The organism is Acinetobacter sp. YZS-X1-1 (assembly GCF_000804305.1).
GTDB lineage: Bacteria > Pseudomonadota > Gammaproteobacteria > Pseudomonadales > Moraxellaceae > Acinetobacter > Acinetobacter variabilis.
In genome coordinates, this window is record NZ_JWHB01000032.1 from 1 (window position 1) to 16,962 (window position 16,962).

Sequence of the window (16,962 nt, forward strand, 5' to 3'; positions counted from 1 at the left end):
TGTGGAATAAGCCTTTAAAGATAGGTTTGTGTAACAAAGCCACCCTAAACTTAAAATGTACAATCAAGAGATTAATACAAGAAGAATCGGGATTAAGTACGTATTTGGTCGCCTTAAGACCTTTGAAATTCTGGCTGACCATTATCGAAATAGATGCAAAAGACTTGGTCTGAGATTTATTTTAATCACTGGAATTTACAATATGGGATTGAGTTAAAAATCACTTATGAAAGTGATCCACTATTGGTATCTTATTTGCAATAAAGCTTTTAATAAATCGTATTAATATTTATGTGTCATCTTACTTAAATATCCGCTGTGTATGGTCCAGCTATATTAAGATGGGTTGATGCCATGATCTGTTCTCTTGAAAAATTCCAATTAAAAACAATCAGCGTGGCATGTATAAGTTTCAGCGCTATATTGCTTACTGCTTGTCAAAGTACGACGATAACGCGAAATCAACAGGCCAATACAGCACAACAGCTCCAACAAGAAAAAGTCCAACAACCGAAACGTGTGGTCTTTTTCTTGGGTGATGGTATGGGCATTACCACGCTTACCGCTTCACGTATTTATGCTGTTGGTGAAGATGGTCAGTTGGCGATTGATCGGCTGCCTGAGTCGGCCTTTGTTCGTACCTTTTCTGAAGATGCGCAAGTCACGGACAGCGCACCTTCGATGGGCGCGTACATGACCGGTGTGAAGATGAAAAACGAGGTGATCTCGATGCAGACAGGGACGATTGCGGTTGAACCTGACTCAGTAGGGAATAACCAGTGCGCTAGTAACCCACAAAACAAAAATAAGCAAAACACACAGACTTTACTTGAATTAGCCAAAGCAAAGGGCTGGGGGACAGGGGTTGTGACCACAACGCGGATCACGCATGCCACACCAGCATCGACTTATGCGCATATATGCCACCGTGATGCTGAAAATGACATTGCATCACAGTTGGTCCCGAGCTCAAAAGGCGATGATTATCAACGCTATAACCTCAAACTCAAAGATGGAGTCGATGTGGTTTTAGGTGGAGGTAAGCGTCAATTTTTGCCTAAAGATGCAGGTGGAGAACGTACTGATGGGCGCAATCTAATTACCGAGATGCAAAAGGCAGGCTACCGCGTGGTTTTTGATGAAAACCAACTGTCCCAAGTGCAACTGGCGAAAAATGAAAAACTATTGGGTTTATTTAATCACAGCCATTTAAATTACGACTTGGATCGCACCAAGAAAAACTTGGCAGAGCCGAGTCTCAAGCAAATGACGCTGTCTGCTTTAGACATCCTGACGCAAAATAAAAAAGGTTTTTTCCTGATGGTTGAGGGCGGGCGTATAGATCATGCGCTGCATGACACCAATGCCAAACGTGCTTTACAAGACACGATTGCCTTAAATGATGCTTTAGAAGCAACCATTCAAAAGCTTAAACAAAGTGATCCTGAACTTAAAAATACACTGATTGTGATCACAGCCGACCATGATCACACCTTGGTTTTAAATGGTTATGCCAAGCGTACAGGAAAATACGTCGAAGGTAAGGAAACCAGTGTGCTTGGATTGGTAAAAAACTATGATCAAGCGGGCTTTGCTCAAGATATTCATGGTCAACCTTATCCGATTATCGGTTTTGGTACGGGCAAAAAACGCCCCACTCAAAACCGTATGGATGACTTGGTACTGAACTTAAAAGACACTGATGTCTGTCATCCTGTACAAGGGCCAAAGGCACCACAAGGTGAAAAATATAGTTTCACCTATCCTTTGGCTGAAACGGGTTGGTGTACGGGCACTGCTGCGGATGATTTCCAACAAGAAGCTGTGATTCAAACGGGCTATAAAGATAAAGAAACGCATGGCGGTGCAGATGTGTTTTTAGGTGCGATTGGTCAGGGAGCCGATCAGTTCTCAGGTAGCCTTGAAAATATTGAGGTCAATCACCTCATTCGTAAGATCACAGGCTTATAGCAGAGGGATATCACATGAAACATACTTTAAAAACCATCCCATACATGATGCTTCTGCTTACAGCGTCGATTTCTTCAAGTGCTTTGTATGCTGCGGACACCACAGTTACACCGACGAAAAGCGTTATATTCTTTTTAGGCGATGGCATGGGACCAACCACAGTGACGGCAAGTCGTATTTATGCTGTGGGGGAAAATGGAAAACTGGCCATGGACCGCATGAAGCACGCAGCACGGATTAAAACCTATTCTGAGGATGGTCAAACCACAGATAGCGCTCCCTCTATGGGCGCCTATATGACTGGGCAGAAAAATAAAAATGAAGTGATTGCCATGACAACAGGAACGGTTGCGGTCGAACCTGAAGAAGGAAAATTGCCGAATGGCAAAAGCTTAGCGAAAGCCATCAACCGTTGTCCAGAACAGGGCAGTAGTATGGTCGCAGGGATGCCTGCGTTAAGTATTTTAGAACTGGCAAAAAAGCAGGGTAAAGCAGTTGGCGTAGTGACGACGACCGAACTCACCCATGCCACACCTGCGGCAACCTATGCACATATCTGTCACCGTGATGCGCAATACGATATCGCGCTTCAAGCTGTTCCAAAAGGTAAAGCTTATAATCCAAACTTATTGGATGGTATTAATGTCCTTATGGGAGGCGGCTTAAATCATTGGACGCCTTATGATGCAGTCTATAACCCCAAAGGGCGCTTGGATGGTCGTGATTTATTGGCAGAGTTTAAACAGCAGGGTTATCAAATCGTTTTAAGCCAAAGTGATTTGGCACAGACGGTCAATACTCAGAAAATTTTCGGCGTATTCTCCACACAGTCACATTTAAATTTTGATTTGGACCGACTCAAGAAGAATATAGAGACTGAACCGAGTCTGGCGGCGATGACCAGTAAAGCGATTGATGCACTGCAAGCACAGAGTCATGGACAAGGCTATTTCTTGATGGTTGAGGGTGGGCGTATTGACCATGCGCTACATGCCAATAATGCCAAACGGGCATTGCAGGAAACCAAGGCATTTAATGATGCAATTCAAACTGCACTGGATAAAGTGGATTTGAGCAATACCTTGATTGTAGTGACGGCAGACCATGACCATGTGATGACCTTTAATGGTTATGCCGCACGAACGGGTCAAACGACGGAAACTAATCCAGGTATTTTGGGGCTGAGCTATGACTATAATATTGCAAAAGAGCAAAATGCTTACAGCAAAGTGCTGGCTGATGGCCAAGTACATAATCCATACCGCGATGTAAATGGGGCAACAGGAACGACGCTTGTTTTTGGAAATGGTACGGGTAAACGTTTAGATATTCGTGACAGTATTAGCAACGAGCAAGCCTTTGCTGACGACTATAAACAAGAAGTCGGGGTACAACTGACGAAAAGCGAAACACATGGCGGCGGAGATGTGATGCTGTTTGCTGAAGGAAAGAATTCAAATCTATTCAAAGGCACACAAGAAAATACATGGGTATTTGAGCAATTGAAAAAGGCGTTTGGATTCTAATGGATACAAGATTTATACGGCCGTTCAAATTCAAAATGAAATTCTTAGCATTGTCTTTCAGTTTGCTCAGTCCATGGGTATGGTCGGCCGATGAATATCGTATTGATTATCAGATTGAACGGTTGGATGCCAATGGGGTCACGACCATTCAAAAATACAGTGAGAAAATAATTCGAGATGAGCAAAATATTTGGATTGAACGTTTAAACACACAAACGCATGCTGACGAAGCCCAGACACATAGCAACGCTCATGTGTCTGCCAAAACAGACACCCATGAGCATGTGAGTTTTGACAGTGCAATTCAGTGGATGCAGCGCAAAGATGTAGTCGGGCAAGCAAACGTAGAAAGTCCGTTTCAGCGTTTTTATATTTTGCCAGATGAAAAAATGCGGGTGCAATTGCAGGATGTCGATCAAGAAATGCTAGGGATGAAAAACTGTTGGCGCTGTGAATATAGTTTGATTCATCCTGACATTTTAAAGCGAGCACAATTGATTCAACGTGATCCGAAGTTAGCGCATTATCAAATAAGCAGTGCTGGGCAAACGTTGAATATTATATGGAGTGAACAAGATCAACTGGTTCAAAAATATGAATTGCTCAAACCGACCTCAGGCTATGCCAAAACCTTTACCGTGCGCAAAATTGGCCAACATGTTGCTACACCTTGGACACAAACAGAAAAATACAGCGAACGTGACTATGCGGACTTTAGTGATTAGCCGATGAGTTTTTGACTTTTAATTTCGACGTTACAATAGAAATACCCGTGATTTTTTTGGAAAAATAAGCGCTTAGGACTGTGCCGCTTGTACAGTTAAACCACTCCAACGCTTAAACGCACGTCGAAAATTGGTCGCATCGTTAATTTGTAAATACTGAGAAATCTGTTCAGTTTTAAAACCATGTACACGATATAAAATTATGGCAGTATGCAAACGACTTTGATCGAGTTGCGCCTGAAAATGGGTCTGATGCTTTTTCAGTTTACGTTTTAAGGTGGCAGAACTCATTTGAAAATAGTCAGCGGTTTGTTCAAGTTGAATATTATTTTGAATATTCTGCATGAAGTATTGATGCAAACTGAGCAAAAAACTCTGTTGAATATTTTGAGCTGTCATTTCTTTCAGCGCATGTTGATAACTGATTGCAGCTAAGGTCGAAGAGGCATTGGGAAGTTTTTCATGGATCACGTCACGAGGCAGGCTCATCATGTTGATCGGGCGATTAAATTCTAAAGCACTGCCTAAATGCGTCCAATATTGTTCAATATAATCCGGTTCAGAAAAATTAAATTCGAATTTCCACGCTAACTTGGTTTGATACAGTTGACGGCTAAACGCTTGTATTGCACTCATTGCGCTTTCGATTAAAAAGCGATTTTCAAGCTTGATTTCATCTAACCAATAAATATGAATATGGTTTTGGCTGTACATGAGTCGAGGGCATAACCACGGTGAAACAGATGCGGAAAATGTTAAATAACGGCTAAGCGCCTCATCGAAGGTCGATGCATACAGCATGGATTTAATGGCGTCATTAAAGGGGGTGGTTAGGCTGCGTTGACCGAATAAAAAACTGATGTCCTGATTGCGAAAACACTGTTCAGCATTTTTTAAAACCTGTTGTAACTGTTGTTGACTAATTAGTTTTTGCCCCGAAAAGATATCTTCCAAGAAAATACCGCTACCACTAAGTAGGACGTGATGTTCGACCTCATGGCTGACTGCTAAATCAATTAAAATAGACAATTGATGATGCGCAGGAATGTAACTGTAGTCGCATTCAAAGCTCATACCGCGACTCGCTTTGGTGAGTAGTATTGCTTCACTTGGAGCAATTGTTGATTTAATGCACTCAAAAGTTGCTGAGCAGTTTGGTATTGCCCGACTGAACAGCAGGTCGTGAGTGCTTTTAAAGGAATGTGTGCGGACAGATCACGTTGATAATAAGCACTGACCATAAGCATGCGCTCAAGTTGAGCTGCCATTTTTTCAGCCTGTTGTAGCTTCGTCTCTGGTAACAACATAATAAAACGATCTCCTGCGAAGCGGCAGAGCAGGTCTTGTGGTCGTAAGTTTAAGCTAATCAATTGTGAAACATGCTGTAAAATAGATGTGCCTTCATCAAAGCCATGTGTTTGATTAATCTGATTAAAATTATGCATATCTAGCAGTATGACGGACATGTCGCTGGGTTCATGCAAGTTTTGCTCGATTGCGGCTTTGAGCTGTGTTTTAAAATAATGAGCATCGGCCAAAGGGGTGAGTGCATCGAATAAGCGATGATCCCGATAAATACGTTCTCGTTTTTGCATGTGTTTAGAAATTGCCTGTTCTTCTTGATGCCAAAAATAAACCCCGATGGTAAATAGATACAGTCCAATTGGAAAAGGAACGGACTCAAGCCATGCATCCCACATGATTTCTTTAGGCAGGCGAATAAACTCATCTAAGCTGTCCATCCACATGTGGAAAAAAATAAAGCACAGTCCATAAAAGATATAGTTGGTTACACGGCCCAAAGGACGGCTTTTAATAATAAAGAAAATCCAAATACCAATAAAAACAGTTGCTCCCCCTTCACCTAAAATATCGACCCAGTTCCATTCAGCAAATGACTTGCTCTGCCCAAGTAAGATAAACAACCAAAGGGATAAGCTACAGGCAGTCGCTACACATAATAAAGGCCAGCGGTAGTAAGCAAAGTATTTAGGCATAGCATTTTTTGAAATGATTTATTTTCGCCCAAGCTAAACAGATTTAGATGACAGTTTGATGGCAATGGCTAGGGTCAAAATAGATCAGGGTATTTTTGATTTTTGAGAATAAAAATGCTGAAAAACCCTATCTTTGAGGTGAATATGCATCATTCTGTATGCTCAGTATTTTCTCTATACAGATCAAATTAGCTCATTTTTTGCTGAAAAAGGCCAAAAACAAATAAAAAGGGCAGATCGTAAAAGGCACTGTCACATCATGTTCACATTTAATTTCTATTGTGCGTTCAAACCATGCCACTTTGGCTTGAGGGGAAGAACATAATGCAAAATAATCATAGCCGTTTCATGAAACATAAGCGTGCGGGTTTTCAGCTCAGCACACTGGTCCTGTCAATGCTGAGCATGACGCATCTACATGCCGAAGATAACACGGTGGAATATGTACAGGTCATTGGTCAAGCTGCAAGTATGGATAAAGCACTCAAAGAACAAAAACGTGCCGACCAAATCAGCAGTGTGGTACATGCCGATGGCATTGGACAATTACCCGATGACAATGCCGCAGAAGCGTTGCAACGGATACCAGGTGTATCTACAGAGCGTGACCAAGGCGAAGGACGTTTTGTTTCCGTTCGTGGTTTAGGCGCTGACTTAAATGCAGTAACCATCAATGGTACTTTGGTTCCCGCGCCTGAAAGCGATCGCCGTGGCGTAGCATTGGATGTCTTACCTTCAGAGCTAGTACAGTCATTGGCTGTGGTGAAAACGCTGACACCAGACATGGATGCCAACTCATTAGGCGGTACGGTGCAAGTCGAAAGTTTATCGGCCTTTGACCATGACGGTTTGTTTTATACGGGAACGGTTGAAGGTGGTTATGATGAAAAACGGGAAAAATATAGCCCTAAAGCATCGGGTGCCATCAGTAACCGTTTCAGTGTTGGTGAGGGGCAAGACAACCTTGGGGTGGCGCTGGCACTGAGTTATCAAAACCGAAAATTTGGCTCGGACAATGTTGAAACGGGTGGAGCTTGGGATGGCGATGCACTTGAAGAAACTGCAATGCGCCAATATGACATCGAGCGGGAGCGCATTGGTGCGGGGCTGAATTTTGATTACCGCCCCAATGACACAGGCGAATACTATTTAAGAACTTTATATAGTCGCTTTAAAGACACTGAATCACGTCAGGAAGTGGCGGCTGAATTTTCTGATCCACAACTTGCAGGCCAGCGAGGTGATGCGGAAGTGACTCGTTCACTGAAGAGTCGTGAAGAAACACAAGAAATACAGTCTTTTGTTTTAGGCGGCAAGCAAGGTTTTGGGACTTGGATGGTGGAAGGTCAGCTCGGTTATAGCGAAGCATCGGAGGAAAATCCGGGTGGTATTTCGGGGGCGAAATATAAAGCTGAGTTTAGCAATGTTGGCTTTAGCAGTACCCAAAAGCCAGTTGTAACAGCAGATCAAGATTTTTATGATGCTGCCAACTATGAGCTAGATTCGGTGTCGTGGGAAAAGTCTAAAACCACCGATAAAGAATACAACGGTAAATTAGACTTTTTAAAAGACTATATGTTGGGGAATTATGCTGCTGCATTGAAGTTCGGGGGCAAAATCAGTCAACGTGAGAAAACCAATAATACCGATGAATGGAAATATAAAGACCTCAGCACGTCAAGTTCAGATTTCAATTCAAACAGTCACTATGAACTGGGACAGTTTGGTCCAAGCATCAATGAAAATGCCATTCAGGACAAAATAAATGGGCTAAATGCTGCTGACTATGTGGTAGCGGATAGCTCCATCATTAATGACTTTAAGTCAAATGAAGACATACAAGCGGCTTATGTCATGAATACGATTGATTTGGATCAATTGCGTGTGATTGCTGGCTTGCGTTATGAAAATACCAACTTTGAAGCACGTGGTTTTGAGTTTAATGATGATGTGATCACTGCGACCAAATATGAAAATGACTATGATCATTGGTTGCCAAGCTTACATTTGCGTTATCAATTGGCGGACAATACCTACCTGCGTGCGGCATGGACCAATAGTGTCGTGCGTCCGAACTTTGCGCAAAGTGCGCCAGGTGTTTACATAGATGGTGATGAAGCTGAGTTTGGTAACCCAATGTTAAAGCCTTTAGAGTCTTCTAACTTTGATTTGGGTGTAGAAAAGTATTTTGGCAAAGCCAGTATGGTGAGTTTTTATAGTTTTTATAAAGATATCGACAATTTTATCTATAACACCAATATTGCAGGGACAGGTCAGTGGGCTGACTTTGATGAAGCTGTGACTTATAAAAATGGTCAAAGTGCCAAACTCTATGGAATGGAGTTTGCCTATTCACAAAAATTTGACCACTTAGGAGCACCATGGAACGGGTTCTTGTTGGGTTTAAATACCACCTTTAGTAAGTCAGAGGCGGATATTGATTCGATGAAAGATGGTGAACTTCTGAGTCGTCGTATTCATTTGCCAAATCAGTCGGATGTGGTGGCGAATGCGATGCTTGGCTGGGAAAATGAACGTTTTGGTGTACGACTTTCAGCAAATTATAAATCGAGTTATCTGTATGAACTTGGTGACATTGATACGCCTGAAAAAGATATTTATACCGATGACCAAATCTTCCTTGATTTGAGTAGTCATGTGAACTTATCTAAAAACTTACAGCTCAAGTTTGATGTACAAAACATCACCGATGAGCATTATTACAACTATGCAGGTTCTAAGGCTTATAACGCGCAATATGAAGAGTATGGCCCAGCTTACAAACTGGCACTGACCTATACCCATTTTTAAGTCGAATTAAATTTAGTACTCAGGTTTGCTCAACAGAAGCAGACCTGAGGTTCCTTGCCCAATTTTGAGTATCTCTATGAAATTTTCATCTTTTAAATGGTCTGCTTTAAGCAGTTGCTTGCTGTTATTGAGCGCATGCAGTCAGCACAGCGTGCCCCAAGCTCCGCAAAATAGCCAGTCGTTAAGCTCGGTTGAAATACTAATAGATCAGCCTATGGCAGCGAAGTTGCAATTACGTGAAGTCGACATGAATGGGGCGAAAACTGAGGATGTGCAATGGTTAACCTTGAGTGCATGGCCTGAAGTTGCCGCACTGTTGAGCAGTAAAAATAAAGGGCTACAAATTTTAGATGATCAACAAAATGTACTACATCAAATTCAAGGTCAGTTTGGGCGTTTTGATTATCGGATTGGTTCGGAGCGTTTATTGATTGCTGCGTCGAATTTGCAACAACAGCAAATTCAACTGATGAGCATGAACTTAAAAAATAAAGCATGGGACAAGCCTAGTTTTATTCCAAAGCGTTCATTTAAGTCTGAAGATGTTTGCCTATATACCGATGCTCAAGGGCTGAGTTTTGCTTTTTTAGTAGGTGAAGAGGGGCTTGGTGAACAATGGTTGGTGGCTCAGCATGAGAAGGCTTTGGTTCAACCACAGTTGGTACGCCGTCTCAGTTTTCCACCTGCTAGTAGTGTATGCAAAGTGAATGATACCACAGCAGAGTTGTTTATTAATGAAGCGAATGTTGGCATTTGGGCATATCCAGCTCATTCTGAAGCAGACATGGTGCGTCAGGCGGTGGATCTCGTGCAACCCTTTGGTTCGATTCAAGGCTCACCTTCTGCAATTGCGATTGTAGATGATCATGTCGCGGTACTCGATGCAGAAAAACCTTTGCTTTATCGTTATCAAAAGCAAGATAAGCAATGGAAAGCACAGCCGCCTTTACAACTAGACACGGTGAAAGAAGCAGAGACTTTGAGTGTTCAAGGTAATTTAACTGATAAATCCTTGCTGATTTTAGATGATAAAACCGTGAAAGTGACAGATGTGGAATGGGAAACGCAAACCCAGACCAAAGCCCAAAATATCATCACTATTCCAGCAGAAGTGCAGACGGAGGGTGTGCCAAGTACAGGTGACGCGGCTGATGATCCTGCGATTTGGCATAACGCTGCACAGCCGAGTCAGTCCCGTATTTTAGCGACAGATAAACAAGGTGGTCTACAGGTTAAGGACTTACAGGGTAAAACTGTGCAGTACTTGCCAGTAGGGCGATTGAATAATGTCGATGTACGCCACGGTTTTAAATGGGGCAATCAGACAGTCGATTTGGCGGTGGCATCGAACCGAGATCATAACAGCCTGCATCTCTTTGCGATTCAACCCAAAACGGCCAAGGTTTCTGTACTTGGCGAGTTAGCAACCACATTGGATGATATTTATGGCATTTGCATGTACCGCGATGCTCAAGGGGAAATTTATGCCATTCCCAACGATAAAAGCGGGACTTTTGTTCAATACCACATCACGGCTGCACAGCAAAAATTAAGGGCTGAAGAAGTACAACGTTTTTCAGTGAAAACCCAACCTGAAGGCTGTGTCGTAGACGATGCCACAGGGCGTATTTTCTTGGGTGAAGAAGATGTCGCGGTGTGGGTAAAAGATCTCAACCCACAAACTCAGCTTCCTATGCAGCAGGTGATAGGTGTAGGAGATGTGATGCATGATGACATTGAGGGGATGGGACTTTATCACGGCAAAAACCAAAGTTATTTGGTGGTTTCAAGCCAAGGCAATGACAGCTTTGTGGTGCTTGATGCCGCTGCACCTTACACGGTTCGTGGCGCATTTCGTATTGGCATCAATACCGAAAAAGGCATTGACGCTGTGTCTGAAACAGATGGACTGGATGTGAGTTCCTTAAATTTTGGTGGCAAATGGAAGCGAGGCATGTTGGTGGTACAAGACGGACGTAAACGTATGCCTGAAACCAATCAGAACTTTAAATATGTGCCTTGGGAAAAAATCGCTCAAGCCCTGCATTTGGACTAAATAGCGCTTTAGTACCTGAGTGAGTACATGGGCTGCTAAAGAATCACAGCCCATTTTAAAAATATATATGTACTGCACCATGCAGTAAAAAAATTGGAGTGCGTTATGCAAGCAACGATAGATCAAATGTCAGTTTGGATGTTGATTAGCCATGCCAGTGTGTTGGTAAAAGTAGTGATGTTGATTTTGGTTTTATCCTCAGTCGTAAGTTGGTATTTAATCGTGCGTCACGGCATGTTACTTCGTGGACAAGAGCAGCTTTGGAACCGTTTTTTAAAGAATTTTAGACAGCAAAAAGATCTCAATCTTTTACAGCAAGATTACCAACAGCCTGAACAACAAAAAGGCGTTGTCAGCATTTTTCAACATGGGGTGGATGAATACCATCAATTGATCAAAGATGAGCAACTCACCACAAGTGATGTGATTGATGGGGTAGAACGTCGTTTACTCAGTAGTATCAGTGAAGAAGAAGAAAAGCTTCAGCAGAATCTAACCTTTCTCGCAACAGTCGGTTCAGTCAGCCCTTATATAGGCTTATTTGGAACGGTCTGGGGCATTATGAATGCGTTTATTGGACTGTCTGCCGTTGAACAGGCAACCCTCAATACAGTTGCACCAGGGATTGCAGAAGCGCTGATTGCGACAGCTATTGGTTTATTTGCCGCTATTCCTGCGGTCGTGGCGTATAACCGCTTTTCGGCACGTGCTGACAAGCTTTCCAGTCGTTATTACGGTTTTGCCAATGAGTTGCAAACGCGTATTTATCGTTTGTTGGGGCATACTGAGCGCACTTCGCGTTAAGGAGCAAGAACCATGATTAAGCGTCCTCAAAAATTAAAACCCAATGCTGAAATGAATGTGGTTCCTTATATTGATGTCATGTTGGTGTTGTTGGTAATTTTTATGGTGACTGCACCAATGTTGACGCAAGGCATTCAAATTGATTTGCCTAAAGTGGATGCCAATGTCATGCCCGCGTCACAACAGCAGCGTATTGTAACCTTATCTATTCAAGCCAATGGCCAGTATTACTGGAATATTGGATCAGATGTGAATACCGAGAAAGTTACGGATCAGGCCATTGATTTAGCCACTATGCAACAAAAGCTCGTTCCGATTATTCAAAAAGATAAAAGCTTACAGTTTTATGTACGTGCCGATCAGGATGCTGATTATCAACTGGTTGCACAGGCCATAGCATCCTTGCAAAAAAGTGGGGTAACGAACTTGGGGCTAGTGACAGAGGAACCACAATCATGATGGCAACCGTTTCCAAAATTAGGTTTCGTGATCAAGGTCTAGCACTTTCGGTCACGGCTGGATTGCATATTGCGCTAATTGCATGGTTATGTACGGTTGAGATGCATGAAACATTGGCGGAACCCAAGCCGAAAACCATTCAATTACAATTTGTGCAAATACCCCCTCCAATCAAACAACAACCTGAACCTAAAAAGCCTGAGCCGATAGTCGAAGAAAAACCCTTACATGAGCCTGTCAAAAAACAGCTTGAGAAACCTACTGAAGTCCAACCGAAAACCACCAAGAAGTTTGTAGAGTCACAGAGTAGCAAAATTGTACCTACAGCGGCTAAACCGACACAGCAAGTCGTGACGGAAAAGCAAACGGCAGTAGCGGAATCTCAGAAAACAGTAGATACGCAGTCTCAAGCGGATATACCAACTCAGACGAAGACCCAGAAATCAGTAGAACCTAAAGCACAAACTCATCCTGAATCATTTGATGTTAAAAATTATCAACCTGTTGTAAAAATAGCACCAGCTTACCCTGAACAAGCTTTGGATCGTAAGCTGGAGGGGGATTGTACGGTGGTGTATAACGTGAACGAAAAAGGACGGGTAGAAAATCCAAAGGCACAAGGTGACTGCCATCCGTTGTTTGTACGACCCTCGATTCAGGCTGCACTCACTTTTAAATATCAGCCTCGTCTCGTCGATGGCAAACCAACCAGTGTATCGAATGTTAAAAATACTTTCCAATATAGGATTGAAATTTAATTGTTGAATAGTAACCAAAATTCTAGATATATATAATCATTTTTGATAGGGATTTCATAATTTAGTGGAGCAAATATATCTAATTTGAAAGATTTTTTTGTGCAGTAAAATAATATTGGAATTATTATGGATGTTACCTAGTGTAGCGAATTCTCCAATATCGGCTATATGGCCAAAATGAATATTGTAAAGTATTATATTAATTTGATTTAGTGTAATTGGGCAGTGTAGATGAGCTAAAGAAGCAAGTCTAGAACAAGTCTTGCGCCTGTCTGAGTTAAATACTTTTACTGATGAGCATAGGCACTGTATTATAAAACCAAATATTTCTTTAATTGCACATCTTATCTGTCTTTTTTAAGTATGTTTTTTTATTGCCAAAATTTGAACTAACTGAGTTGTTTGAGGTGAGCACATAACAGGTATCTAATAAGTCTCAATTAAAAAAAGTATGATCTAAATTTTTATCTGACAAGAGGATATAAAAATTTAAAGCTTATTTTATTGCCGTTATCAGTTTATTAAATAGAACATTTTTCATTATTAATTCGCTGAATGATTGAAACACCTGAAAGTCGACTAGGATAGTAGGATAATTTTTTGTTCTTTTCGGCTTTCATTCATGTCGAATCTTAAAGTGCGAGTTAAAAATGGCAACTGAACCTCTGAACCCTAAACGTCCACTTTATATTCCCTACGCAGGTACTGCATTACTTGAACTCCCATTGCTGAATAAAGGCTCAGCTTTCTCTGTAGAAGAACGTATTCATTTTAATTTACATGGACTTTTGCCCCAAGCGATTGAATCGATTGAGGAACAAAGCCAGCGTTCATATCAGCAATACTGCTCATTCAATGATGCAATCAATAAGCATATTTACCTACGTAACATCCAAGACACCAATGAGACGCTTTTCTATCATTTGATCGAAAATCACTTAAGCGAAATGATGCCGATCATCTATACGCCAACGGTAGGAGAGGCATGTCAGCATTTTTCCAAGATTTATCGCCGTCATCGCGGGGTTTTTATTTCCTATCCGGATCGGGATCATATTGAGCATATCCTACATAATGTAAATCGAAGAAATGTCAAAGTGATCGTGATTACAGATGGAGAGCGCATTCTTGGTTTAGGCGATCAGGGTATTGGTGGAATGGGCATTCCGATTGGAAAGCTGGCTTTATATACGGCCTGCGGAGGTATTAGTCCCGCCTATACTTTACCGATTACTTTGGATGTGGGCACGAATAACGAGCAGTTGTTGAATGATCCGATTTATATGGGATGGCGTCAGCCTCGTATCACTGGTGATGAATATTATGAATTTGTCGAAATGGTGATACAGGCGATTCAGCAAAGATGGCCCGATGCGCTAATTCAATTTGAAGATTTTGCCCAGCACAATGCCATGCCTTTATTGGAAAAATATCGCGATCGAGTATGTTGCTTCAATGATGATATTCAGGGTACGGCAGCTGTGGCAGTAGGAAGTCTGATTGCAGCTTCGTATGCGTCAAACAAACAGTTAAAAGATCAGACTGTTGCCTTTCTGGGAGCAGGTTCAGCCGGTTGTGGGATTGCTGAACAAATTGTGGCAAAAATGGTGGCAGAAGGCCTGACTGATGCAGAAGCGCGTAAGCGGGTGTTTATGGTGGACCGCTTTGGTCTTATTACCCAGAATCAGCCGAATCTATTAAATTTTCAAAGAAAACTGGCCCAAGAACCAGAAAATATTGCTGAATGGGGAAATGCTGAAGAGATTATTTCTCTATTGGATGTCATTAAATATGCAAAACCTACAGTACTGATTGGGGTATCTGGACAGCCGGGATTATTTAGCAAAGATGTGATCACGACAATGGCTGAAAATTGTGAACATCCGATTATCTTCCCTTTATCGAATCCTACTTCTCGCGTAGAAGCTGTTCCAGCCGATATTATTCAATGGACCAATGGTAAAGCTTTGATTGCTACAGGTAGCCCATTTGCACCTGTTAATTATCAGGAACAGATTTATACTATTTCTCAATGCAATAACTCTTATATTTTTCCGGGAATTGGACTAGGCGTGATTGCTTCAGGTGCTACACGTGTTACGGATAATATGCTGATGGCATCAAGTAATGCCTTAGCAGAATGCTCTCCAAAACTTCAGGATCCAACTGCCAACTTGTTGCCAGATCTGGATCAGATCCAGCATATTTCCAAGATTATTGCCTTAAGGGTTGCGCAAGCTGCGATTGATGATGGCGTTGCTCCAAAAGTTGGTTTTGATGTGCTGCAGAAAGCCATTGATACGAATTTCTGGATACCGGAATATCGGGAATATAAGCGTGTGACCTTTTAATATTATTAGGAAAAGGGCGGCCTAATATTAAGTAAAGCAGAGCGATGACATTGTTATTTCTCTGCTTTTTTTGTTTGGAGAAAGCGAAGGTAATCTAAAATGTTGAAGTTCAATCTACTCAAATCTTTATTATTTTCAAAGTTACAACTGGTCATTCAGATGACTAAAAATTAATAGGTTTTATTATGTCAAACTCAAATATTGTTAAAGGTACTGTAAAGTGGTTCAACGAAACTAAAGGTTTCGGTTTTATTCAACAAGAATCTGGTCCAGATGTTTTCGCTCATTTCAGTGAAATTGCCAGTTCAGGTTTTAAAACCTTAATGGAAGGTCAGCAAGTTGAATTCAGCGTAGTTCAAGGTCAAAAAGGCCCAAATGCTGTAAATATTACTGCGCTATAAGTCTTTAGAATAAAAAAGCACGCATCAGTGCTTTTTTATTGTTTTAAATAAAAGTTAAAAAGCTTTTTCCAGATTGGAAGAAGGATAAAATAGGATACAAGTTGTTAAAAATTAATGAATTAATTGCAAAGTCTAAAAATGGTACAGAAATTATTGTTTCTTTGATTCCCTTGAATAAAATGCAAAATACACGTCAAGGTTTTAAGGAAATTGAAGTAGATAAAAGAGTGCCGCTTCAATCAGAAATCGAAGTTGACCTGAATCTAGATGGTCGTACATTTTATACATCTTTAAATCAATTATTTAAATTAAATCATAAAGTTATTTAAATTATATATTGGCTAACCAATTTCTAGCCGATCTCTCTCATAATCATTATTAAAGGTTTAATTATGCTTAAGCAAAATATCAGTGTGAAAGATCAATTCGGTGTTCAATACGTGATTCAGGCTACTGTTGCCCCTGATTTTGTTCATACCCAATCGGATTCTAACGTCAAACATATTACGGTTGAAGGTGAAAATATTCGCCCAAGTTTTGAAATGTTTTTTCAAAGCACCATCGCGGCAAAATTTTCAAAATTATTTAGTGGTCATATGACATGACCAAAAGTGAATATAAAAAATCTTGGTATCTTGCCAGGATTTTGTCTTTGAAATTATGAACTTGATAATTAAACCTATTCATCGTCTTATAAATAAATCCTGAATTAATAAGCATATTTTTAGTTCAAATTTAAATCGACTTAGCCATCATTTCAGTGATCCCTATTTTATATCTTCTACTACTTATGCTTTTAGGCATAAAACTATTATCAACCTATAAAAAATCTAATACACATCAAATCAGAAAGCCAATCAGAGTTAAAACCCGTCAAGGTTATTATAAGTTTCGTTGGTATGAACTTAAGTCATATAAATGACTGAGGATATACAGCTGGTTTAAGGTGGTGAGCAAGGGCAGTTCAGTTTTAGTTTTGTCAGGATATTCAGACGCTAAGTATTTAATCTTTTATTTTTGAATATTTAATACTCAATAGATGATCATAAAGTCAGGAGTTTATTCTATGAATAAATGTATAAAATTACTCGCCAAAAAAAAAT

At 41.0% G+C, this 16,962-nt stretch carries 14 protein-coding genes and 1 pseudogene; 13 read left to right on the plus strand and 2 right to left on the minus strand.

Annotation, left to right across the window (positions count from 1 at the left end):
• Nucleotides 1-106: 106 nt before the first annotated feature.
• The 4 genes and pseudogenes from RJ01_RS16180 to RJ01_RS13715 form a co-directional block, all read left to right on the plus strand.
• Nucleotides 107-217: pseudogene (locus RJ01_RS16180) on the plus strand (IS5/IS1182 family transposase); the annotation flags it as partial.
• Between the two features lie 137 nt (nucleotides 218-354).
• A complete protein-coding gene (locus tag RJ01_RS13705; protein WP_034171501.1) occupies nucleotides 355-1,971 on the plus strand; it encodes an alkaline phosphatase in 1,617 nt (538 codons plus the stop codon).
• A gap of 14 nt (nucleotides 1,972-1,985) precedes the next feature.
• Nucleotides 1,986-3,497 carry an alkaline phosphatase gene (locus tag RJ01_RS13710; protein ID WP_034171502.1) on the plus strand — a complete coding sequence of 504 codons (1,512 nt, stop codon included), beginning with the start codon at nucleotides 1,986-1,988 and terminating at the stop codon, nucleotides 3,495-3,497.
• A 35-nt stretch (nucleotides 3,498-3,532) separates the two neighbouring features.
• Nucleotides 3,533-4,222, plus strand: a complete 690-nt coding sequence (locus RJ01_RS13715; protein WP_227504441.1) for a hypothetical protein — start codon at nucleotides 3,533-3,535, stop codon at nucleotides 4,220-4,222.
• A gap of 72 nt (nucleotides 4,223-4,294) precedes the next feature.
• Here RJ01_RS13715 and RJ01_RS13720 read toward each other — a convergent pair whose 3' ends face one another.
• Nucleotides 4,295-5,296: an AraC family transcriptional regulator ligand-binding domain-containing protein gene (locus tag RJ01_RS13720; RefSeq protein ID WP_034171504.1), complete on the minus strand. Its 1,002-nt coding sequence runs from the start codon at nucleotides 5,294-5,296 to the stop codon at nucleotides 4,295-4,297.
• A complete protein-coding gene (locus RJ01_RS13725) occupies nucleotides 5,293-6,219 on the minus strand; it encodes a diguanylate cyclase domain-containing protein (RefSeq protein ID WP_034171505.1) in 927 nt (308 codons plus the stop codon). Before RJ01_RS13725 ends, RJ01_RS13720 begins: the two co-directional genes overlap by 4 nt.
• Nucleotides 6,220-6,543: 324 nt before the next feature.
• On the opposite strand from RJ01_RS13725, the gene RJ01_RS13730 reads away from it, so the two are divergent.
• From RJ01_RS13730 to RJ01_RS13770, 9 genes are all read left to right on the plus strand, one after another.
• Complete coding sequence (locus RJ01_RS13730) at nucleotides 6,544-9,030, plus strand: TonB-dependent receptor (RefSeq protein ID WP_034171506.1); 2,487 nt, start codon at nucleotides 6,544-6,546, stop codon at nucleotides 9,028-9,030.
• A gap of 214 nt (nucleotides 9,031-9,244) precedes the next feature.
• Complete coding sequence (locus RJ01_RS13735) at nucleotides 9,245-11,086, plus strand: phytase (RefSeq protein ID WP_227504442.1); 1,842 nt, start codon at nucleotides 9,245-9,247, stop codon at nucleotides 11,084-11,086.
• A gap of 105 nt (nucleotides 11,087-11,191) precedes the next feature.
• Nucleotides 11,192-11,890: a protein TolQ gene (gene tolQ, locus RJ01_RS13740; protein ID WP_034171508.1), complete on the plus strand. Its 699-nt coding sequence runs from the start codon at nucleotides 11,192-11,194 to the stop codon at nucleotides 11,888-11,890.
• A 12-nt stretch (nucleotides 11,891-11,902) separates the two neighbouring features.
• On the plus strand, nucleotides 11,903-12,349 hold the full coding sequence (tolR, locus tag RJ01_RS13745) for a protein TolR (RefSeq protein ID WP_034171509.1): 447 nt from the start codon (nucleotides 11,903-11,905) through the stop codon (nucleotides 12,347-12,349).
• Complete coding sequence (locus tag RJ01_RS13750; protein WP_171248482.1) at nucleotides 12,346-13,107, plus strand: energy transducer TonB; 762 nt, start codon at nucleotides 12,346-12,348, stop codon at nucleotides 13,105-13,107. Before tolR ends, RJ01_RS13750 begins: the two co-directional genes overlap by 4 nt.
• Before the next feature lie 650 nt (nucleotides 13,108-13,757).
• Entirely contained in the window at nucleotides 13,758-15,458 is a 1,701-nt protein-coding gene (locus tag RJ01_RS13755; RefSeq protein ID WP_034171510.1) for an NAD-dependent malic enzyme, read from the plus strand.
• Between the two features lie 185 nt (nucleotides 15,459-15,643).
• Complete coding sequence (locus RJ01_RS13760) at nucleotides 15,644-15,859, plus strand: cold-shock protein (protein WP_004782814.1); 216 nt, start codon at nucleotides 15,644-15,646, stop codon at nucleotides 15,857-15,859.
• A gap of 101 nt (nucleotides 15,860-15,960) precedes the next feature.
• Nucleotides 15,961-16,188 carry a hypothetical protein gene (locus tag RJ01_RS13765; RefSeq protein ID WP_034171511.1) on the plus strand — a complete coding sequence of 76 codons (228 nt, stop codon included), beginning with the start codon at nucleotides 15,961-15,963 and terminating at the stop codon, nucleotides 16,186-16,188.
• 63 nt (nucleotides 16,189-16,251) lie between these two features.
• Complete coding sequence (locus tag RJ01_RS13770; RefSeq protein WP_034171512.1) at nucleotides 16,252-16,464, plus strand: hypothetical protein; 213 nt, start codon at nucleotides 16,252-16,254, stop codon at nucleotides 16,462-16,464.
• Nucleotides 16,465-16,962 lie beyond the last annotated feature (498 nt).